The organism is Corynebacterium sp. UMB9976 (genome assembly GCF_030212265.1).
Lineage (GTDB): Bacteria > Actinomycetota > Actinomycetes > Mycobacteriales > Mycobacteriaceae > Corynebacterium.
The window spans coordinates 345,217-366,922 of sequence record NZ_JASODY010000001.1 but is presented as its reverse complement, the minus strand read 5'-3'; the positions used below and the strand labels follow the sequence as shown (position 1 = coordinate 366,922).

The 21,706-nt window shown below is 65.8% G+C and carries 21 protein-coding genes; 17 read left to right on the top strand and 4 right to left on the bottom strand.

What is annotated here, in order from left to right; genetic code table 11:
• On the top strand, positions 1-92 hold a 92-nt coding region (locus tag QP140_RS01655), incomplete at its 5' end, for an IS3 family transposase (protein WP_284757749.1).
• A gap of 160 nt (positions 93-252) precedes the next feature.
• Here QP140_RS01655 and QP140_RS01650 read toward each other — a convergent pair.
• Both QP140_RS01650 and QP140_RS01645 read right to left on the bottom strand, forming a co-directional pair.
• Complete coding sequence (locus tag QP140_RS01650) at positions 253-2,253, bottom strand: OPT family oligopeptide transporter (RefSeq protein ID WP_284757714.1); 2,001 nt, start codon at positions 2,251-2,253, stop codon at positions 253-255.
• A gap of 58 nt (positions 2,254-2,311) precedes the next feature.
• Complete coding sequence (locus QP140_RS01645) at positions 2,312-3,115, bottom strand: IclR family transcriptional regulator (RefSeq protein ID WP_284757712.1); 804 nt, start codon at positions 3,113-3,115, stop codon at positions 2,312-2,314.
• 90 nt (positions 3,116-3,205) lie between these two features.
• Here QP140_RS01645 and leuC point away from each other — a divergent pair, with 90 nt between their 5' ends.
• Both leuC and leuD read left to right on the top strand, forming a co-directional pair.
• Positions 3,206-4,657, top strand: a complete 1,452-nt coding sequence (gene leuC, locus QP140_RS01640; RefSeq protein WP_070761968.1) for a 3-isopropylmalate dehydratase large subunit — start codon at positions 3,206-3,208, stop codon at positions 4,655-4,657.
• Positions 4,658-4,710: 53 nt separating this feature from the next.
• Positions 4,711-5,316, top strand: coding sequence for a 3-isopropylmalate dehydratase small subunit (gene leuD, locus QP140_RS01635; protein ID WP_070758822.1), 606 nt, complete (start codon positions 4,711-4,713; stop codon positions 5,314-5,316).
• Positions 5,317-5,436: 120 nt separating this feature from the next.
• Here the strand turns inward: leuD and QP140_RS01630 are convergent, their stop codons facing one another.
• The gene (locus QP140_RS01630; RefSeq protein WP_284757710.1) at positions 5,437-6,447 is read right to left on the bottom strand and encodes an NUDIX hydrolase; all 1,011 of its coding nucleotides are present in this window, start codon (positions 6,445-6,447) and stop codon (positions 5,437-5,439) included.
• 126 nt (positions 6,448-6,573) lie between these two features.
• Between QP140_RS01630 and QP140_RS01625 the strand changes: the two genes are divergently transcribed.
• The gene (locus QP140_RS01625) at positions 6,574-7,572 is read left to right on the top strand and encodes an NAD(P)H-dependent glycerol-3-phosphate dehydrogenase (protein ID WP_284757709.1); all 999 of its coding nucleotides are present in this window, start codon (positions 6,574-6,576) and stop codon (positions 7,570-7,572) included.
• 66 nt (positions 7,573-7,638) lie between these two features.
• The gene (locus QP140_RS01620) at positions 7,639-8,727 is read left to right on the top strand and encodes a D-alanine--D-alanine ligase family protein (RefSeq protein ID WP_284757708.1); all 1,089 of its coding nucleotides are present in this window, start codon (positions 7,639-7,641) and stop codon (positions 8,725-8,727) included.
• 122 nt (positions 8,728-8,849) lie between these two features.
• Here QP140_RS01620 and QP140_RS01615 read toward each other — a convergent pair whose 3' ends face one another.
• Complete coding sequence (locus QP140_RS01615) at positions 8,850-9,977, bottom strand: DUF3515 family protein (RefSeq protein ID WP_284757706.1); 1,128 nt, start codon at positions 9,975-9,977, stop codon at positions 8,850-8,852.
• 29 nt (positions 9,978-10,006) lie between these two features.
• On the opposite strand from QP140_RS01615, the gene QP140_RS01610 reads away from it, so the two are divergent.
• From QP140_RS01610 to QP140_RS01555, 12 genes are all read left to right on the top strand, one after another.
• Complete coding sequence (locus QP140_RS01610; RefSeq protein ID WP_284757705.1) at positions 10,007-10,984, top strand: thiamine-phosphate kinase; 978 nt, start codon at positions 10,007-10,009, stop codon at positions 10,982-10,984.
• Positions 10,985-11,015: 31 nt separating this feature from the next.
• Entirely contained in the window at positions 11,016-11,651 is a 636-nt protein-coding gene (locus QP140_RS01605; protein ID WP_149121868.1) for a uracil-DNA glycosylase, read from the top strand.
• Positions 11,652-11,661: 10 nt separating this feature from the next.
• Entirely contained in the window at positions 11,662-13,236 is a 1,575-nt protein-coding gene (locus QP140_RS01600) for a DAK2 domain-containing protein (RefSeq protein ID WP_284757702.1), read from the top strand.
• Complete coding sequence (locus tag QP140_RS01595) at positions 13,237-15,450, top strand: ATP-dependent DNA helicase RecG (RefSeq protein ID WP_284757701.1); 2,214 nt, start codon at positions 13,237-13,239, stop codon at positions 15,448-15,450.
• A 72-nt stretch (positions 15,451-15,522) separates the two neighbouring features.
• Entirely contained in the window at positions 15,523-16,086 is a 564-nt protein-coding gene (locus tag QP140_RS01590) for an RsmD family RNA methyltransferase (protein ID WP_149121871.1), read from the top strand.
• 70 nt (positions 16,087-16,156) lie between these two features.
• Positions 16,157-16,651: a pantetheine-phosphate adenylyltransferase gene (gene coaD, locus QP140_RS01585; protein WP_284757699.1), complete on the top strand. Its 495-nt coding sequence runs from the start codon at positions 16,157-16,159 to the stop codon at positions 16,649-16,651.
• A 103-nt stretch (positions 16,652-16,754) separates the two neighbouring features.
• The gene (locus tag QP140_RS01580) at positions 16,755-17,489 is read left to right on the top strand and encodes an ATP synthase F0 subunit B (protein ID WP_070758832.1); all 735 of its coding nucleotides are present in this window, start codon (positions 16,755-16,757) and stop codon (positions 17,487-17,489) included.
• A gap of 84 nt (positions 17,490-17,573) precedes the next feature.
• Positions 17,574-18,149, top strand: coding sequence for a YceD family protein (locus tag QP140_RS01575; RefSeq protein WP_284757697.1), 576 nt, complete (start codon positions 17,574-17,576; stop codon positions 18,147-18,149).
• Positions 18,133-18,870 carry a ribonuclease III gene (gene rnc, locus QP140_RS01570; RefSeq protein WP_284757695.1) on the top strand — a complete coding sequence of 246 codons (738 nt, stop codon included), beginning with the start codon at positions 18,133-18,135 and terminating at the stop codon, positions 18,868-18,870. The genes QP140_RS01575 and rnc overlap by 17 nt, the downstream gene beginning before the upstream one ends.
• On the top strand, positions 18,863-19,735 hold the full coding sequence (gene mutM, locus QP140_RS01565; RefSeq protein WP_284757694.1) for a bifunctional DNA-formamidopyrimidine glycosylase/DNA-(apurinic or apyrimidinic site) lyase: 873 nt from the start codon (positions 18,863-18,865) through the stop codon (positions 19,733-19,735). Before rnc ends, mutM begins: the two co-directional genes overlap by 8 nt.
• A gap of 69 nt (positions 19,736-19,804) precedes the next feature.
• On the top strand, positions 19,805-21,310 hold the full coding sequence (locus QP140_RS01560) for an alanine/glycine:cation symporter family protein (protein ID WP_284757693.1): 1,506 nt from the start codon (positions 19,805-19,807) through the stop codon (positions 21,308-21,310).
• A gap of 51 nt (positions 21,311-21,361) precedes the next feature.
• A complete protein-coding gene (locus QP140_RS01555) occupies positions 21,362-21,658 on the top strand; it encodes an acylphosphatase (protein ID WP_284757691.1) in 297 nt (98 codons plus the stop codon).
• Positions 21,659-21,706: the final 48 nt, after the last annotated feature.

Here is a 21,706-nt window from a genome sequence, read left to right as displayed (position 1 = left end):
GGTGGTACAACACCGAACGCGTCCAACAACGACTCAAGGGCCTGACCCCGATGCAATATCGGAATCAGACCCTTGAACCCCTCACCGCCTAGAATTAAACCAGTCCAACTTTCGGGGGCTAGTTCAACTTTGATTGTGGCGGGAGGTTTTCGCGTGTCCGGGGCTCAGCTCCAGTTAGCCGTTGATCACACTGGCGCTAAGGATTCCGCCCCGCTGCTGTGCAGCGGGGTGGAACGGGGTAAGGGGAGGGCTTTAAGCCGGTGTCTGGTCAACCTTCTTGAGGCGGGAGTAGACCAGAGCAGTGAGCCCGACAAAGGCGATGATGCCGATCCACTGCGCCGGTCCAGCGAAGCTCTCGCCGACCACGGCCATGGCGTCGCCGTTAGAGGTCGCCGCGATGATGCCAGCGTTGATGACACCGAAGAGCGACTCGCCGACGATCAGGCCGGTGGCCATGAGGACGCCCATGCGCTTGCTGCGCTGCGGATTGGCCTGCTTGTCAGCCCACTTGTTGTACACGTAGCCCAGGGCTGCTCCGATGGGGATGATCAGCGTGAGGGAAGCCGGCAGGTACATGCCCATGCCCACCGCCAGTGGTGGCAGGGAGTAGCGGGAGGACTTGCTCAGCACCTCGTTGATGACGATCACCACGGCACCAATGGCTGCGCCCAGGCCGATGAGCCCCCAATCCAGGGAGTCGCCGAAGATGCCCTCGGCGACGGAGCTCAACAGTGCAGCCTGAGGCGCTGCGAGAGCGTCGGGGCCGGCGCCCGGAGCGCCAGCGAAGCCGAAGCCCTTGCGCATGAGCTCCATGATCGGCGGGATGATCGCAGAACCGAAGATGACACCCAAGATGAGGGCCACCTGCTGCTTCCACGGGGTGGCGTCGACCAACTGGCCGGTCTTGAGGTCCTGGAGGTTGTCATTGGAAATCGTCGCGATGCCGAAGACAACCGACGCGGTGAACAGGGTGTAGGCGACGAGTGCGGTGGAGTCGGCCTCTCCGCCCACGACGACCTTGATCAGCAAGGCAGCAGACAGCACGACGATGATGCCGACGCCCGAGATGGGGGAGTTCGAGGAACCGATGAGACCGGCCATGTACCCGCAGATCGACGCGACGATGAGTCCCACCAGGAGGGTGTAGATAATCGACAGGGCGATGAGGCCGGTCATGTGGTGCGTGATGGTGGTGTCCTTCACGAAGAGCCACAGGAGCAGGCCCACTGGCAGCATCGACGCCACCGTGACTCCGGCGACGATCGGGAACGGGATGTCCCTTTCGGTGAGGTCCACAGCCTGGCCATCGTGGCGTGCGCGAGAGGAGGCAAGAGCCTCCTTGATGCCACGGATGATGGGGCCGATGATCTTCAGGAGGGTCCATACCGCAGCGATGGCCATGGTGCCTGCGCCGATGAAGCGAACTTCGGAAGAGAAGGTGGCCGAGACGATCTCGGAGATGTCGCCCTCGGCGGGGATGAGGCCCGACGTGCGCAGTGGCATGAGCACCCCGTAGGAGATGATCAAGCCAACGATCATGGCGATACCGACGGACATGCCGACGAGGTGACCGACGCCGATGAGTGCCAGCGAGAGCGAGCCACCCATCATCGTGGCGCCAGGGCCGAGGCGGAAGTAGGAGGACACCGAGGAGGCTGCGAGCTTCATGGCGCTGAGGATGGACATCACCGCAGACGCGATGGAGCCGAGGATGATCAGACGCAGCCCGGTCTTGTTTTCCTCAGCGGAGTCCTGGTTTTGGGTGTCGCCGACCTTGAGCACCTCGGCGGCTGCCACGCCCTCGGGGAAAGGGAGGTCTGAGCCTGTGACGAGCGCCCTGCGTAGCGGAATGGAGAAGGTCACGCCAAGGATGCCGCCGATAGCAACTACGGAGGCGGTGGTCCAGTAGGGGAAGCCCTGCCACCAGCCGACCATGATCAGGCCGGGGAGGACGAAGATGATGGCCGAAAGTGTGCCTGCCGCCGAGGCGATGGTCTGCACGATGTTGTTTTCCTGGATCGTGTGATCCTGGAAATTGCGCAGAATGGCCATGGAGATCACGGCCGCGGGGATGGAGGTGGCGAACGTCAGGCCGACGCGCAGCCCGAGGTAGACGTTGGCTGCCGTGAAGACGAGCGTGATGATGCCGCCGAGGAGCACCGCACGGAAGGTGAACTCTCGGACGGGGGAGCGGCGGGGTGCTGCAGAACCGGTGCTGACAGCAGCACTGCCGGTGCCTGGTGAGCTGGACATGGGGCGAACTTTCTAGTCAAAACTTCATGTTCTGAAATGATCGTAGACCCCAAAAGCCCTAGAGGTGAATCTCGATTTCCTTTGCCGTTTGCCGCAGCGCGTCCCCGAACTTCTCAGCAGGGGAGTCACCCATGCGGGCGACGGGCCCGGAGACGGATAGTGCAGCCACCATCGTGCCGGTCGAGTCGAAAATCGGGACGGAGGCGGAAGCCAGGCTGGCGTCGCGTTCTGCAACGGATTCGGAGATCTGGGTTTGCCGCACGCGCTCCAGCTCTGCGGCGCCGTACGCGGCGGTGGGGAGCACGGCCTGCTGCAGCGAGACGGGAGCCCAGGCGACCAGGATGCGGGCAGCGGAGCCAGCGTTGAGCGTCATCCGGGTGTTGCGAGGAACGGTGTCGCGAAGGCCCGTGGCAGGTTCCGCGTTGGCCACACAGAGCCGCTCGAAGCCGGAGAGCTGGTAGACCTGGACGGATTCCTTGGTCTGCTCCACCAGCTTCGGTAGTAGGTGCTCGGCCGCTTCCTCCAGACGCGGGCTGGTGCGCGGGGCGAGCTCGGCGAGCGCGGGCCCGGCTGTCCACTGGCCGTCGGCCTGGCGCTCAATCAGCCGGTGCTTCTCCAGTGCCACGGAGATCCGGTGGGCGGTTGCCCGTGGCAGGCCGGTTTCGTCGCAGACTTCCGAGAGGTTGTGCGGGCGGGCTGCGATGATGGAGAGGATGTAGACCGCGCGGTCGAGAACCTGGATGCCGCTGATCGCCGGGATGTCTGGCTTCTCGGCGCCGGCAGGGTGCGCGTTCCCGGGGTCGACCCCCAACTGGGGTGGCTGCGGTGCCGAGTTGGTGTTTCGCTCAGATGTATATCCCATGATTTGATACTATACATTCCATCAAGTGGAACTGGCGAACTTTCGGATGACTCCCGAGGTTCGCAAGATTCTGGAAATGAGGAGAGCGTAGTGAACACCACAACTAATACCACCCGCGGCGCAACAGAAAAGCCGCTGACGCTCGCCGAGAAGGTCTGGCGCGACCACCTCGTCGCCAGTGGATCGGACGGCGACCCGGACCTGCTGTACATCGACCTCCACCTCGTCCACGAGGTCACCTCGCCGCAGGCTTTCGACGGGCTGCGCCAGGCAGGTCGGCCCGTCCGTCGTCCCGACCTGACCATCGCAACCGAGGACCACAACGTCCCCACGACCGGCGTCGTCGGTGGCAACCTGCTGGATATCGAAGATCAGACTTCTCGCCTGCAGGTCTCGACCCTGCGCAAGAACGCCGAAGAGTTCGGCATCCGCCTGCACTCCATGGGGGACATCGACCAGGGCATCGTCCACACCGTCGGCCCACAGCTCGGCCTGACTCAGCCGGGCATGACGGTGGTGTGCGGTGACTCCCACACCTCCACCCACGGTGCCTTCGGCTCCATCGCCATGGGCATCGGCACCTCCGAGGTCGAGCACGTGCTGGCCACCCAGACCCTGCCGCTGAAGCCCTTCAAGACCATGGCCATCGAGGTCAGCGGCGAGCTGCAGCCGGGGGTCTCCGCCAAGGACCTGATCCTCGCCATCATCGCGAAGATCGGCACCGGCGGCGGCCAGGGGCACATCATTGAGTACCGCGGCGAGGCCATCGAGAAGCTGTCGATGGAAGCCCGCATGACGATCTGCAACATGTCCATCGAGGCCGGTGCGCGGGCCGGCATGGTTGCTCCCGACCAGACCACCTTCGACTACCTCGAGGGTCGCCCGCACGCCCCGCAGGGCCAGGACTGGGAGGACGCCGTCGAGTATTGGAAGTCCCTGCGCACCGATGAGGGTGCGGAGTTCGACACGGTCGTCCACATCGACGGCTCCAGCCTCACCCCGTTCATCACCTGGGGAACCAACCCGGGCCAGGGCCTGCCGCTGGGCGCGACCGTGCCTGCACCGGAGGACTTCACCAACGACACCGACCGCGCCGCCGCCGAGAGCGCTCTGGAGTACATGGACCTGACCCCAGGCACCCCGCTGCGGGACATCCCGGTGGATGTGGTCTTCCTGGGATCCTGCACCAACGCCCGCATCGAGGACCTGCGCGCCGCCGCCGAGGTGCTGGACGGCCGGAAGGTCGCCGATAGCGTCCAGATGCTCGTCGTCCCGTCGTCCACGCGAGTCAAGCAGCAGGCAGAGGAGGAGGGCCTGGACAAGATCTTCCTCGCCGCGGGCGCTGAGTGGCGCACCGCAGGCTGCTCCATGTGCCTGGGCATGAACCCGGACCAGCTGACCCCCGGCCAGCGCTCCGCGTCGACCTCCAACCGCAACTTCGAGGGCCGCCAGGGCAAGGGTGGCCGCACCCACCTGGTCTCCCCGCAGGTCGCAGCGGCCACCGCCGTCCAGGGCACCTTCGCAAGCCCCGCCGACCTCTAAGCGAACACGTCACCCACAAGTTCACCCACGGAACCCACGAAGGAAGCCACACTATGGAAAAGTTCCACACCCACACCGGTGTTGCAGCGCCCCTGATGCGCTCCAACGTCGACACCGACCAGATCATCCCCGCCGTGTACCTGAAGCGCGTGACCCGCACCGGCTTCGAGGACGGCCTGTTCGCTGGCTGGCGCCAGAGCCCGGACTTCGTCCTGAACCAGGATGCGTTTAAGAACGCCTCCGTGCTGGTTGCGGGACCGGACTTCGGCACCGGCTCCTCCCGTGAGCACGCCGTCTGGGCGCTGATGGACTACGGTTTCCGCGTTGTGCTCTCCTCCCGCTTCGCGGATATTTTCAAGGGCAACTCCAGCAAGGCCGGGCTGCTGGCCGCTATCGTCGAGCAGTCCGATATCGAGCTGATGTGGAAGCTCATCGAGCAGAACCCCGGCATCGAGATGACCGTGAACCTTGAGGATCGCACCGCGACCCTGGGCAGCCATACCTTCAACATTGAGGTGGATGACTACACCCGCTGGCGCCTGATGGAGGGCCTGGACGACATCGGCCTGACCCTGCGCAAGGAAGAGCAGATCGCCGAGTTCGAGTCGCAGCGCCCGAGCTTCAAACCGAAGACGCTGCCAGCCCGTACCGCGGACTAAACGGCCGGAACGGCTGAAAAGACCCCGCCCCAGTCGGCCACAGAGCCGATCGAGGGGCGGGGTCTCGCCGTGCAGACGGTGGGCCACTGGCAGCGGGCGCCTACCGCCCGGCCAGCCGGATTACTTCACCGGCAACGCGCTAGCCAGGTAGTCCGCACCCAGCAGCTGATCATCCTTGAAATGCAGCACCCACACGCTGCCCTTCTTCACTCGCAGGTCCTCGACCTCGATGTCGCTCTCGGAAAAGAGGTGCTCCAGCATCGCCGGGATCGCCGCGCCCTGGGAGGACACCGCCGCCACCTTGCGCTGCTCAACCGTGGCCTTCAGCGCAGCAACAGCCGCCGGGACGTCCGCCACGACCTGATCGTCGGAGAAGGTCGAGGCGACTGTCAACGGCAGGTCGAAAGCCTGGGAGAGCGGGGAGACCGTGTCGAAGCAACGGTCCGGGCGCGCCGAGAACACAGCCGATGGCCCATAAGCCCCCAGCTGGGAGACGAGCATCTCGGACTGGCGACGGCCGCGCTTGTCCAGAATGCGCTTGTCGTCATCACCGCTCCACGTCCGCCGTGGCAGCGCGCGTGCATGGCGCGTCAGCAGGACCCGGCGGTTCGCGCCCAGGGCCAGCAGCTCCAAGGCGGCATCCAACACCTGCTGGTCGAGCGGGTAGGTCAGCGACTTGCGCGCCTTCTTCGGCGACAACCAACGCAGCTCGTCGACCTCGTCGTCCACATCATCGTTGCCCTCGAAAAAGCCGTCCACGGCCTCCGCAGTCCAGTAATAAACCACCTTCGTGCGTTTGCGGACGGGGTAGTGGACGTAGCCCAGCAACCAGCCGAGCTCCACGCGGTAGCCGGTCTCCTCCAGGATCTCCCGGAACGCGGTGCCCGCGAGGTTCTCGCCCGGGTCCACCTTGCCCTTCGGCAGCGTCCAGTCGTCGTAGCGGGGGCGGTGCTCCACCGCGATCTCCAGCTCACCCTGCTCGTTGCGGCGCCACAGCACCGCGCCGGCAGCGAACGTCGGGCGCTCGAACTCCTCGGTGGGGTGGGAGCCGATGCGCGCCACGTGGCCGCGCCCATTGATGGACTTCGCCAGGGACGTGGATAGGTCGCCGTCGCCGTTGTTCGTGATCACGAAGAAAATCCTCCCGTCGGGGGACTAGAATTGGGAAGCTGACTTAACAACAGTGATCCTATACGAGGCCATGCAGGATCAGATACGTAGGCATTCGGGACGTAAAATTTAGGCGGTGTGCGCACGATGGTGCAGGTAGCAGTGATGGGGGCCGGTTCGTGGGGGACGACCGTGGCGAAGGTTTTCGCCGACTCCGGCAACCCCGTCACCCTGTGGGCTCGCCGAGATGAGGTCGCCGCCGACGTTAACGACAATCACCGCAATAGCGCCTACCTCGGGGACGTGGACCTTCCCGAAGGTCTTTCGGCGACGACGGACCCCGCCACGGCACTTCACGGTGCGGAGATCGTCGTGCTCGGCGTCCCCTCCCAGACGCTGCGCGGCAACCTGAGCAGCTGGCGGGAGCACATCGAGCCGAATGCCACGATCATCAGCCTGGCCAAGGGCATCGAGTACGAGACCGGGATGCGGATGAGCCAGGTCATCGCGGACGTCGCCGGGGTCGCCAGCGACCGGGTCGCCGTGCTTACCGGCCCGAACCTCGCCAAGGAGGTCGCCCAGGGACAACCCGCCGCCACCCTCATCGCCTGCGAGGACGACGACCGCGCCCGCTTCGTCCAAGCCGCCGTCGCCGCGCCGTATTTCCGCCCCTACACCAGCCAGGACGTCCTGGGGGCCGAGATTGCCGGCACCTCCAAGAACGTCATCGCGCTGGCCGCGGGCATCGCTGCGGGCTGCGGCTTCGGGGCAAATACCAATGCCACCGTCATCACCCGCGGGCTTGCCGAGACCACCAGGCTGGCCCTGCAACTCGGCGCGGACGCTCGGACCATGGCCGGGCTCGCGGGCATGGGCGACCTGGTTGCCACGTGTACCTCGCCACTATCCCGCAACCGCAGCTTCGGCCAGCGCCTTGGCGAGGGCGCTGGCCTAGAGGCAGCTGCTGAGGCCACCAAGGGCCAGGTCGCCGAGGGCGTGGTCAGCTGCCGGTCCGTTCAGGCGCTGGCGCGCAAGGCCGGGGTGGACATGCCCATCACGGATGCGGTGGTGCAGGTCTGCTACGAGGACGCCAGCCCCAAGGACATCATCAACCAGCTGCTTGGCCGCACCCGCAAGCCTGAGTGATAGGGGCGCGCCGTCCCCACGGTGGGCTACCGCGATTCGCTGGCTTAAACGGGTAGGGTTAGCGCTGTGACTGCAGCTGAAAAACTCACCGTCGCCGTCGTTTACGGTGGCCAATCGACCGAGCACTCCGTGTCCTGCATCTCCGCGGGAGCGATCATCGACAACCTGGACCCAGAGCGGTTCACGGTCGTCCCCGTGGGCATCACCAGCGGGGGAGCCTGGGTGCCGGGGACCACGGATACCGCACAGCTGCGCGCTTCCGGCCGCGAGCTGCCCACCGTCGCCGATCACGGCGAGCACATCCAGCCGATGCTCGGCGCCGCCGGTGAAGCAACCGAATTCCGTTTCGTCACCGGTGACCGCGCCGGGGATGTCTTCGCCACCGCGGACGTCATTTTCCCCGTCCTCCACGGCACCAACGGCGAGGACGGCACAATCCAGGGCCTCTTCGACCTGCTGGGCGCCCGCTACGTCGGCAACGGCGTGCTGGCCTCCGCCGCGGGCATGGACAAGGAGTTCACCAAGAAGATCGCCCGGGAGGCCAACATCCCGACCGGCCCGGAGGTTGTGCTGCAGGGCCGCGCCGAGCTCACGAACGATGAGCGCGAGCTGCTCGGCCTGCCGGTCTTCGTCAAGCCCGCGCGGGGTGGTTCCTCCATCGGCATCTCGAAGGTGGACAGCTGGCAGGACCTGCCCGCAGCCATCGAAGAGGCCGCCTCCCACGACCCAAAGGTCATCATCGAGGCCATGATCACCGGCCCCGAGGTCGAATGTGGCGTGCTGGAGCGCGAGGACGGCACCCTGGTCGCATCCTCCCCGGCCATGCTGCAGGGCACCGACGCCGGCGAGGAGGGCTTTTACGGCTTCGACGCCAAGTACCTCGACGACACCGTCAGCGCCACCATTCCAGCACCTCTCGACGAGGCCACGACGCGCCGGGTGCAGCAGCTCGCGATCGAGACCTACCGGGCGCTGGGCTGCACCGGCCTGGCACGCGTGGACTTCTTCGTCACCGATGCTGGCCCGATCCTCAATGAGATCAACACCATGCCTGGCTTCACCCCAATCAGCATGTACCCGCAGATGTTCCTGGCCGATGGTCTGAGCTACGCCGACCTGCTGACCACCCTGGTTGCTGGGGCTCGTCGGCACTAATGCGACGCCCAAGGCAACGGATAACGCCCGCCACGGTAACCGTGGCGGGCGTTATCGTGTGAGTGGGGAAGCGACCCCGGAATAGCCCGGGGTGGGTTCACCACGCGCCGGGAGGTCCCGTGCTAGGAGCGTTCGGCGCGCTTCGACATGCTCTCGGTGATCGCCTTCGTCACCGTGGGCAGAACATCGCCGCTGCTGAACTGCGGCATCGCGACGGCGACGACCTCCTCGTGGCCAATCGCGTACCAGTGACCGATCGTCGAACCCTGCGCGAGAGCAGGGGCGTCGAACCACGGGACGTCGTCGATCTGAGAGAGCCGCTCGCCGCGCTCATAGGACTCCGGGAAGGCAACGCCACACCGGACCACGACCGGCTCATTGCCCTCCTCCTCGGGTTGGTAGACGACCAGAGAATCCGCCGCGGCGCGCTTGGCCTGCTCGATGAGGCCGGAGAGCTTTGGATCCCGCAGCGCCTGCGGGCCACCAACGGCCGTGGCGTTGTTCTCCATGAGCTCGCCCAACTCCTCGCTACTCAGGCGGCGGAAGCCAGCAATCTCCGCGGGTAGGGCCTCCTTGAAGGAACGGCAGGTCTGCTTGTTGCGGTCCTTAGCCACCGGCTCGTCCGTCAGCGGCAGGGCAGCCGGGGTCACGGGGGACTCAGAAGGCGCGACGTCGCCGAGAACAGGGGAGAGGTCCGCGACCGCGTCCTCGATGAGGTCGCCGTCCGCCTCAGACGTCACCGCAACCGTCGGCTCCCCGGACACCGTGTACCAGGTGGTCAGGGTGGAACCAGGGGTGGCGTCCTGGGCGATGAACCAGCTTGCCCCCTCAGCCGCAGACACCGGGCTGATGACGGTGTACTGGTCCGGCATCGTGACGCCGCAACGGACGGTCAGCTGGGTACCGTTGGTGTCCCGGTAAGCAACGGTGCCGTCTGGAACCGGATCCAGAATGCCCACCTTCCGGAACTTACCGACATTCTCCGGGGCCTTCTCCACCAGCTGGGAGCACTCCGCAGCCAACGCATCCGGCGCATCAACGGCGCCGACCGAGACGTCCGAATACTTCTGCCGATCCGAAAGAATCTTGGCTCCCCCCAACACCGCGACGGTGAAGACGAGAGCTAGGATCAGACTGATCGTGACCAGTGAACGGGGAGCCCCTGCTCCACGGCCCCGGGCGTCAGGTCCTGTAGTTGGGTCCTGCGAGGCGGCCGGGGATGCACCCTGTGGATTACGCTGTGTGCTCATAGGCACTCATCTTATAAGGAGGCGGGCGGATGTCCCGATACACCGGGCCCACGGTGCGCGAGGTGGGGGAGGCAGCCACCATCCAGGCGATTCGGCGCGCGGCACCCAGCGAGCTCAATGGCGACGACGCAGCGATCCTGCGGCCCACCGCGCCGAACTCGCGCCACGTGAGTTGCACCGACATCCTCGTCCTCGGGCGCCACTTCCGGCCCGAATACTCCACGGCCTACGAGGTCGGCGTGAAAGCCATTACGCAAAATTTCGCCGACATCCAGGCCATGGGGGCCAGGCCCACCGCAGCGCTGCTCGGACTCGCGATCCCGGGCGAGACCCCGCTGAGCTGGGTCAGCGAACTCGCCGAGGGGATCGAGGCCGCCGCCGAACCCTGGGCCGCCGAACTGGTGGGCGGGGACATCGTGCAGGGCAAAGAACTCCTCATCTCCATCACCGCATTGGGCGAGCTCACCGGCCCCGCACCCGCCCTGCGGATCAACCGCGCCGCGCCGGGGCAGCAGGTCATCGTGCACGGCAAGCTCGGACACTCCGCGGCGGGGCTGGACATCCTCCGCCACTACGGCAGCCGGGCCGCGATCCCGGACGACGAGATCCTGCAGGAGCTGGCCACCTGGCACTGCGCACCTACCCTGGTCGCGGGGCAGGGGACCGTCGCCCGGGCAGCCGGGGTCGCCAGCATGACTGATAACTCCGACGGGCTGATCTCCGACCTCAACCACATCGCGACGTCCTCCGGGGTCAGTATGGACATCGAAGAAGACAGCATCGCCCCCGACGAGATGCTTCAGCACGCGGCAGACGTCCTGCAGGCAGACCCGTGGAAGTGGGTCTTAAGTGGAGGGGAGGACCACAGCCTGCTGGCCACGACCGCAGCCCGCATCCCCACCGGCTTCCGGCGCATCGGAAGCACAGGCTCGCAAACCGGTTCGGGACCGAAGGTCACCATCGATCGCGCCACCCCGGCCTACACCGCGGGCTGGTCCTCGCTCTAAGCCACCCACGACACCTGCTAGGAGGCCCACCATGATCTACGTGCACCCCAATTGGCAGCTACCCGGGCTGGAGGAAACCCTGCACAAAGCGCAGGCCGCCCACGCGCCGGGCCAACAGGTCCTCCCGCCGGAGGAATACATCCTGCGGGCCTTCGAAGTCGACCCGGCGGACGTGAAGTGCCTCATCGTGGGGCAGGACCCATATCCCACCCCTGGGCACGCGGTGGGGCTCGCATTCTCCTCTGAAGGCGCGCAGATCCCGAAGTCCCTGCAGAACATCTTCACGGAATACAGCGAGGACCTGGGACTGCCCCGGCCCACCACCGCGGACCTAAGCCCCTGGCTGGACGAGGGGGTGCTGCTGCTCAACCGGGTGCTCACGGTGCTCGCGGGACAGGCGAATAGCCACCGGGGCCTGGGATGGGAGGCCATTACTGAGGCCGCGGTCCGCCAGGTCGCAACCAACGAGCACTTCTGCGCGATCCTCTGGGGCAAACAGGCTCAACAGTTGGCGGGCATCATCGGGGCTAAGCGCTGCATCATGTCCCCGCACCCATCGCCGCTGTCTGCCTACCGCGGGTTCTTCGGCTCCCGGCCCTTCAGTCGGGCCAATGAAATCCTGCGGGCCCAGGGTGCCGATCCCGTGGATTGGCGCCTCGACCGTTAAGCTGGCAGGCATGTCCGAAACGATTTCCGCGCTCGCCGTCACCCATTGGGTGCGCCGGGCAGCAACACTGCTCGAGGAATCTCAGGCGGAAATCAACCGCATCAACGTGTTCCCCATCGCGGACTCCGACACCGGCTCGAATATGGCCCACACCGTCCGCGCTGCCTGCGAGGAACTCCAGTCGGCGGTCAGCGAGGGCACGCTGCCGGAACCGGAGGACGCCACCGACGCGAACCTCCCGGCCATCACCGCGCTATTGGCCACCGGCGCGGTCAAGGGTGCGCGAGGGAACTCCGGAATGGTGCTGAGCCAGGTCTTCCGTGCCCTCGCGGATGCTTCCGCCCAGGGGCCGATCGACGCGGCCGCGCTGGTTCGGATGCTCCAGGACGCCGTGGGATTTGCCGAGTCCACCATCGCCGCCCCCGTGGAAGGCACGATTCTCACTGTCCTGCGCCAGGCCGCCACAGGTGCGAGCACCGCCCATGAGGCGGGCCAGGGGATGAGCGAGATCGTCGACGCGTCGCTCGACGCTGCCCGCGAGGCACTCTTCGATACCCCCAACCAGCTCGAGGCCCTCGCCGAGGCTGGGGTCTACGATGCCGGCGGAGCAGGATTCATCCTCATACTCGAAGCGCTCAAAGACGTCCTGACCGGTGGGGTCGCAGGGACAACGTTGAAGGACTCCGGCGCAGCGGGGCACGAGGGTCCCGGAGTTGGTAGTGCACCCGGCAGCCCCGCCGAATCTCACGGTGTCCCCGCCGAGCTGGAGTTGCTCTTCTTCTTCCACGGCGACGTCGACCCGCTGCGCGAGGTACTCGCCACGCATGGCGATTCAATCGTTATCGCCCCCGTGTCCGAGGGACAGGCGAAGGTGCACGTCCACACCCTTCAGGCCGGCCCGCTGCTCGAACAGGCCTTCGGCCTGGGACAGGTGACCGAGTTGCGGATTGAAGTGCTGCCCAACCAACCGGGCAAGCCTGTAGCCGCGACGCGCCGGGCGTCCCGTCCCATCATCGCGCTGGTTTCCGGTCACAACGAGGGCGCGAAAGATGCGGTAGGCGATTCCGGTGAGGATGTTGGGCAAGATATCTTCGCGGCCGTGGGGGCCGTCAGCCTTGATCCAGCAGCCAGCGAGGAGCAGACCCGGGCCGCCCTGGAGCAGCTGCCCGCCGGTGATATCGCTGTGCTCACCAACGGGGCGGACCCCGCGGCCATCCTGGAGGTAGCCCAGCGGGAGGGCAGTGGCCGTCAGCTCAACATCATCGACACCGACTCCCTGGTTGGGGGCCTGGCAGCGCTTGCGGTGTTCGATCCGACGAACGATTGGGAGGACAACACGGCGGACATGCTGGACGCCAGTGTGTCCCAGCGTTGGTGGCAGGGCCCGCCTGAGCAGCTGCCGCAGGCCGTGGCTGACCTGTTGGCTGATGGTGGGGAACTCGTCACCTTCATCACCTCCGAACCCGCTGTGGCTACGGCCGTGGAGGCCTTCGTGCAGCGCGCTCGCGAGCAGCACCCCAGCGTGGAATTCCACGAGCATCGCGCTCGGGGCTTGGGCGCTGCGGTGCAGGTGGGTGTCGAGTAGATGCTCGGTTGGCAGGACACCCGCCCGCTCACCACGGCGACCACCCCCGACCGGGCGAAGAACCTGGCGGATAAGCCGGGGCTGAAGACCCTTCAGGATGTGTTGCTGACCTTCCCGACCCGCTACGCCAGGCTGGGGACGTCTGACCAGCTGGACATGCTCGTGCCAGGCGAAATGTACACCTGCGTGGCTCAGATCCTGGGGGTCGAGCAGAAAGAGAACTTTTCGGGCCGCGGGCCGCGAACCTTCATCCGCTTCCGCTTTACCGACGGCAGCGTGCAGATGGAGTCCGCGCTCTTCGGTAACCCGAAGATGCACCTGGGGGTGATCCAGCCCGGCGCGATCCTGCTGCTGCACGGCAAGCTGGATACGTTTCGCAACCAGTGGCAGCTGAAGAATCCCAGTTATGTGACGATCGACCCGGGCCCCAGCGCACGCTTTGGGGCTTATGGCTCGCTGAAGACCATCGTCACGATCGCGGGCAGCCAGGAGGCGGCCGAGGAGCTGCTGCGCATGCCTTACCTTCCTGGTTATCCGCGCAAGCGGGGGACCTCGACCGCGGAGCTGATCGGCGTGGTGGACCAGATCCTTCGCGGCCCACTCGCGCCGACGCCAGGGGGTGAGACGATCCCGGAGATGCTGCCGGATCCCACCGCGGCGGGGACGAGCGTGGACGGCGCCGAATCGGTGCCTGCGTGGCCGACCGGAGCTGACGGTGCGCCGCTGATCCATTTCGATGCGGCCCTACGAGGCATTCACCAGCCACCAGAGGAGGGGCCGGGCGCTGCGATCGAACGTTTGAAGTTTAATGAGGCCCTGGAGCTGCAGCTCGTCATGGCGCTGCGGGCGGCGGACTCCACGCGGCGCACCTCGCCGCGGGTGGATGCGCTGCACTCCGAGCTGCTGGCCTCCTTCATCCACAGCCTGCCCTATCGGCTGAGCGAGGGGCAGACGACCGCGTGGGACCGGGTCGCCGAAGCGCTCGATTCCACGGTGCCGGCGAACCTCATGCTCCAAGGCGACGTCGGCAGCGGTAAGACCCTGATCGCAGCACTCGCGATGGTGGCGGCCGCGGATGCTGGCTTGCAGTGCGCCTTCATTGCCCCGACGGAGGTGCTGGCGGTGCAGCACGCGCAGACCTTGACACGCCTGGTCGAGGGGCTCCCGATTACCATCACGGTTCTCACCGGCAGCCAGAACTCTGAGGTACGCCGCCGAGCCCTGCTGGACATCGTCAGTGGCCAGGCACACATCGTGGTCGGCACGCACGCGCTGATCCAGGATTCGGTGGAGTTCTTCAACCTGGGGCTCGTGGTCGTCGACGAGCAGCACCGCTTCGGCGTGCGGCAGCGCGACTATTTGAAGAACAAGGCCGCGACAGGCAAGACCCCGCACATGCTGGTCATGACGGCCACACCGATCCCCCGCAGCGTCGCGATGACGATGTTCGGTGATCTCGAACCCATCGTCCTGCCTGGGCTGCCGAGTGGACGCGGTGAGGTGCGCACCGCCGTCGTCCAGGCCGGTCGCCGCGCGTGGGTGGACCGCATGTGGCAGCGAATTTCCGAGGACGTCGCCGCCGGTCACCAGGCTTTCGTCGTGGTGCCGCGCATCGAGGGCGAGGACGGGGTTCTGGCCTGGGCGGAGAAGCTGGCGTCGGGCCCGTTGGCGCACTGCACGGTGGATGTGCTGCACGGCAAGATGGCGCCCGAGGAGAAGGCCGCCGCGATGGCGGGTTTCGCGGAGGGACGCACGGATGTGCTGGTTGCCACCACGGTCATCGAGGTCGGGGTGGACGTCCCGAACGCGACGGTGATGGTGATCATCGATGCCGAAAACTTTGGTGTTTCCCAGCTGCACCAGCTGCGTGGCCGCATCGGCCGAGGCTCGGCCGATGGCTGGTGCATGTTGCACACCACCACACTGCCGGGGTCTGCCAGCTATGACAGACTTGAGGCGGTTGCGGCGACGACCGACGGCTTCGCGCTGGCCGAGCTGGACCTCGAGCAGCGAACCGAGGGAGATATCCTCGGCGATGACCAGTCCGGGGCCGGTTCCCGCCGAGCGAGCCTGCTGAACCTCGCAAGCGATGGTGAGATCATCATGCGGGCTAAGGATTACGCCCGGGAATTGGTGGCTAAGCAGGAAGAACTAGCCCGGAGGCTCGTCGCGGACATTGAGTTGGAAGACCAGGCGTATATCCAGCGCGGCTAGCCCACAGGGCCATACAGCGCGGTCATTGGGTAGGCGCCAGGTGTGTAGAGGAACAAGGAGAGCCAAGGACTAATGAGCCGCATCATCGCCGGGCAGGCGGGAGGCCGCAGCATCAAGATCCCCAAGCAGGTCACCCGGCCGACCTCCGACCGGGCCCGCGAAGGGCTGTTCTCCTCCCTGGAGGCCCGCTTCGGGCTAGCCGGGGAGGTTGTCCTCGACCTTTATGCCGGCTCCGGGGCGTTGGGGCTCGAGGCCGCCTCCCGGGGCGCGGCGGATGTCACGCTCGTCGAGGCGCTCGACGGGGCGGTAAGCACCATCAAACGGAATATCGCGACGGTGGGGCATCCGAACACCCACGTGGTTCACGCCAAAGCCATGACCTTCCTGGCGACCGCGCCGAAGCAGCACTACACGATGGTGCTTGCCGACCCACCCTATGAACTGGCCGATGACGCGGTGGCGGACATGCTGGCAGCCCTGATCCCGGCGCTGGCGCAGGACGCCGTTGTCGTCGTCGAAAGAAACAGCAAGAGCCCGGAGACCGCATGGCCTGAAGGATTCGAGCCGACGGGGCAGAAGGTGAAGAAGCGCACCTTTGGCATCGCGCGCTTCGATATGGCGATCTGGCGGGGCTGAAGCAATTTGCATAAAAGGGGAGGGGAGCGGCGGGTGCCCGGCGGGGCGGCCAGCGCTACACTAAGACACCATGCGAGTAGTCTGCCCAGGATCTTTTGACCCGGTGACGAACGGTCACCTCGACATCTTCACGCGCGCTGCGGCCCAGTGGGATGAGGTCATCGTGTTGGTGACCTATAACCCCAACAAGAACGGGCTGTTCAATGAGCAGGAGCGGGTGGCACTCATCGAGGCAGCCATCGCAGACCTGCCGGAGGAGCGGCGTCCGAAGAACATTCGGATCGACACGTGGGACTGCCTGCTGGTGGACTACCTCACCGAGAACAACATCTCCGCGCTGGTCAAGGGCCTGCGCAGCTCCCTGGACTACGAGTACGAGCTGCCGATGGCTCAGATGAACCAGCGACTCTCGGGGGCGGATACCTACTTCCTGCTCACGAGCCCGGAGTACGGTTACGTGTCCTCCACCCTGTGTAAGGAAGTTGCGAAGTACGGCGGGGACGTTTCGGGGCTGCTGCCGGAGCCCGTGGCTGAGGCAGTGAAGGCGAAGTTCGCCGAATCCTAGTCGGCCGCTCCGCACCGGCCTCAGCGAAAGAAAAAATTGTTAATTCCTGTGACCGGTGTGTTTCTCCGCGAGTGATGCCCTGGAACATGGAATAGTGGTGAGCATGTACAAAACCTTCCAAGGCATGGACGATCTCCAGCACATGGTGGAGCAGGCTTATAGCGTGCCCATGACATCCAATTGCATGGTGCCGCGCCGCGAGGTGCTCGACATCCTCGACGAGATGCGTAACGCCATTCCCATCGAGATGGACGACGCCCAGGACGTCCTCGACCACCGCGACAAGATCCTCCACGACGCTGAGGATCGCGCCGACGGCATGGTCGCCGACGCTGAAGCCGAGCGCGACCGGATTCTTGAGGAGGCACACGCCCGCGCGGAGGCGATGGTGCGCGACGCCGAAGAGCGTGCCACCACCACGGTCGCCCAGGCTGAGGACGAAGCTGACCGCCTGGTTACCGAGGCCCGCAACGAATACGACCACGTCACCTCCCGCGCCGCCGCGGAATCCGACCGCCTCATCAAGGCCGGCAACGATTCCTACCAGCGCTCCGTGGACGAGGGCATCGCCGAGCAGCAGCGCCTTGTCTCCGAATCCGAGGTTGTCCGCAACGCCGAGGCGGAGTCCCAGCGCATCGTGCAATCCGCCCACGCGGACTCCGACCGCCTGCGCAACGAGTGCGACCGCTACGTGGATTCCACCCTCGCGGAGTTCGAGGAATCCCTCTCGGCAACCCTGCGCAGCGTGGGCCGCGACCGCGCCGCACTGCGCAAGGGGGCTGGCGTCTCCGGACTGCGCAGCGACTCCAACTACGGGGACCACAGCTACGAGGGCTAAACCTCGGGCTCAACGCGCGGGACGAAGCGAACAGGGCGTCGTCCCAAATGGCGGCGGGGAGGCTAAAGCGGGTACAAAAGGGGTATGAGCAACCCCTTCATCCTCGATGTTCAGGACATTCTCGGCCAGCAAGGTGGCCCGGAGCACGTTCACACCACCGGTGAAACCCCGCACAACCTCGGCGGGGAAATGTTCGGAATCGCCCCCGGCACCAGCGTTGATATCGACTTGATCCTCACCAACCTGGGCGAGGCCATCATGGCCCAGGGGACTGTTAGTGGCCAGGCCAGCGTCGAATGTGGCCGCTGCCTCCGCCACTTCACAACGGACCTCAGCATCAAGGTCGACCAGGTCTTCGGCACCTCGGCGGACTTCATCACCACCGAGGACGAGGACTCCGACGAGGAGGGCGACGAGCTGCCGCCTCTGGTCGAGGACGATCGCATCGACCTGACGCAGACGGTGCTCAACGAGGCCGGGCTCAACGCCCCGTTCAACCCCGTCTGCGCTGATTACGGCCTCGAGTGCGAGACCAACGCCCCAGAGCCGGACGGCATCTCCGAGGAAGAGGCGGAAGAGGAGAAGGTCGACCCGCGCTGGGCCGGCCTGTCCGCCATTAAGTCCCGCCTGGCCGGGGGTGACGATGGCTCGCAAGCGTAGGCTCACCGGCGAGGCAGCACTTCGCGCCGCATACTCCAAGCACGACCACGCCCCGCTGCTTCAGGCATGGGGGATTGACCTTTCCGATGAGATGTTGCGGCTGGCGCTCACACACCGTTCCTTCGCGCACGAGAACGACAATGTGCCGAATAACGAGCGCCTCGAGTTCCTCGGCGACGCGGTGCTCGGGCTCTCGGTCGCCGAGCAGCTGTACACACAGTTCCCGCAGCGTAGTGAGTCCGATATCTCCAAGATGCGCGCGGGTGTGGTGAATATGTATGCGCTCGCTGGCCTGGCCCGCAGCCTCGGGCTGGGGGAGTACATCCTGCTCGGTCGCGGCGAAATGAAGACCGACGGGCACGATAAGGACTCGATCCTCGCGGACACGGTCGAGGCAATCCTCGGCGCGGTCTACCTGGAGCACGGCTTCGCGGTTGCGAAGGCGACCGTGTTGCGGCTGTTTAAGTCCATGATCGATAAGGCCCCGACCGTGGGGCTGACCATGGACTGGAAGACCACCGTGCAGGAGCGTCTTCGCGAACACGATCTGCCGATGCCGGAGTACGAGGTCACCTCCTCCGGCCCGGAGCACGACAAGGCCTTCTTCGCCACGCTCCTGCTGGATGGCAAGGAGCACACTCGCGGCCAGGGGCGTACGAAGAAGGAAGCGGAACACCAGGCGGCCCGCGCCATGGTGGAGGAACTGACCAAGCGTGCCTGAACTGCCTGAGGTGGAGGTCGTCCGCCGCGGGCTGGAAGAACACCTCCGCGGCGGAATCATCCACGACGTCGACGTCCGCCACCCCCGCGCCGTTCGCGTCCAGCCCGGCGGGGCAGCGGAGCTCGTCGCGCTTCTGGACGGTGCCCGCATCCAGTCCATTGAGCGCCGGGGAAAGTACATGTGGCTCGTGCTGAATAATGGCCGTGCGCTGTTCGTCCACCTCGGGATGAGCGGGCAGATGCTGATCCATGAAGCTGCCGATCAGGCTGCCGTGCCTAATACGCATGTCCGGATTCGCGCGCGCGTCGACGTGGGGGTCAAGGAGCTGGTGCTGAGTTTCGTGGACCAGCGCACCTTCGGCCAGTGGCAGGTCACGCAGATGGTGGCCGATCTGCACGGGGGCTTCGCGGGGGTGCCGGTTCCGGTTGCGCACATTGCCCCCGACCCCTTCGAGGAGGTCTTCGACCCGGTGGCAGTGGCCCGCCGCCTCCGGACGAAGAAGACCGACGTCAAGCGCGCGCTCCTGGACCAAACGCTGGTCTCGGGGATCGGCAACATCTACGCCGACGAGGCGCTATGGGCGGCAGGTGTTGCCCCCGGTCGCCGTACCCGGGGCATGCGCCAGCGCGATGCCGTGGCGGTATTGGAGCAGGCCGAGGCGGTGATGCGCCGGGCGCTCGCCCAGGGTGGGACCAGCTTCGACTCGCTCTACGTCAACGTCAACGGCGCGAGCGGTTATTTTTCCCGCTCGCTCAACGCCTACGGCAGGACTGGGAAGCCGTGCCCCCGCTGCGGGGAACCGATCGCTCGGGTGCAGTGGACGAACCGCTCCTCGCACTTCTGTCCGCAGTGTCAGTCCAGCTAGCGTTCAGAACGGGGCTGGGTAGCGGGCAGGCTATTCCAAGAATTGGTGGCGGAGTTCTACAATGCCCCTATGGAAAAACTCACTGAGCTCGTTGATGGCTCGATCAACGGTGTCATCTGGAACATCATCCCGTGGCTGTTGATCGGCGCGGGCATCTACTTCGGCTTGCGTACCCTCTTCGTCCAGGTCCGCCTGCTGCCCGCGATGTTGAAGGCCGTCGCGGAGAAGCCGCCGGTCGCCCGCGACGAGCAGGGCAACGAGGTCAAGGATGGCGAGCGCGTCGGCATCTCGGCGTTCAAGGCCTTCACGATTTCCGCCGCCTCCCGTGTGGGTACCGGCAACATCGCCGGCGTGGCGCTGGCGATCTCCATCGGTGGGCCGGGCGCGGTCTTCTGGATGTGGATGATCGCCATCGTCGGTGGCGCCACCGCCTTCGTGGAATCCACCCTGGCTCAGCTGTGGAAGTCCCGCGACGCCGACGGCCATTATCACGGTGGCCCGGCGTTCTACATGACCCGCGGCCTAGGCTGGAAGCCGCTCGCCGTCATCTTCGCCGTAGCGCTGTCCTTCACCTACGGCTTCGTCTACAACGCGATTCAGACGAATTCCATCGTCGACGCGGTGGGTGTGTCCCTCAACAGTGACTCCATGACCCTCAAGTTGATCGTCGCGGTCGTCGTCGCCTCCCTGACCGCGCTCGTCATCTTCGGTGGTGTCACCCGCATCGCCAGCGTGACGCAGATCGTCGTGCCCCTGATGGCCGTGGCCTACATCATCGTGGGCCTCATCGTCGTGCTCATGAACCTCGGCGAGGTACCCGGCATGATCGGGCTCATCGTCGGCCACGCCCTCGGTATTAAGCAGGTCGCGGGCGCGGGCATCGGCATGGCCTTCGGCATCGGCATGCGTCGCGGACTGTTCTCCAACGAGGCAGGCCAGGGCTCCGCGCCGAACGCCGCCGCGACCGCGACCGTCTCCCACCCGGTCAAGCAGGGCCTCGTCCAGACCCTCGGTGTGTATTTCGATACCCTCGTTGTCTGTACCATCACGGCTTTTGTGGTGCTGCTGGGCCCTGCCGTGGCCTACGGCCGCGACGACATTCAGGGCGTGTCCCTGACTCAGGCCGCGCTCGCCGACTCGGTTGGCGCGTGGGGCGCGCACTTCATTACCTTCATCCTCTTCTTCCTGGCCTTCTCCTCGGTCATCGGCAATGTCTACCTGGCCCAGGCCAATATCGAGTACCTCTCCGAGTCGAAGAAGGTCATGACGATCTTCCGCCTCGGCGTGATCGCTTTCGTGTTCTTCGGCGCCTTCGGCTCCCTGCCGCTGGTGTGGGCGCTGGGCGACACGATGGCTGGCACCATGGCGATCATCAACATCATCGCGATCGTCCCGCTGGGTGGCATCGTCTTCAAGCTGCTGAAGAACTTCAATGATCAGCGCAAGCAGGGTCTGGACCCGGTCTTCCACCGGGATATGCTGCCTGAGGCGAAGAACGTCGAGGTCTGGGACGGTTCCGACTCGGCGACCCGCCGCGGTTGGCTCCAGCGCCGCTCCCTGCGCGAGTTCACCTAAAAGCGACGAGAAGACTGCGCCCGGAATATGGCGAGCTAAGGAGAAACGGAAGTGACTGAGCAACCACAGGTCCGCCTCACCGCCTGGTGCCACGGCCACGTCCAGGGCGTCGGCTTTCGCTGGTGGGTCGCCGGCCAGGCCAAAGCCCTGGGGCTGGCAGGCTCGGCCACGAACTACCCGGACGGGCGGGTGCTCGTTGTCGCGGAGGGGGCGCGACACCTGGCCGAAGAATTGCTCGACCGGCTCCAACCCGGCGCGTTGACGAACCCGCAGCGCCCGGGACAGGTCACCACGGTCGTCGAACTGTGGGGCGAACCCAAGGGTGCGATCGGCTTCGAGCGTCGCTAACGCGCGAGCCTGTGCTTAGAGCTTGTCCGCACGCAACGATAAGATAAC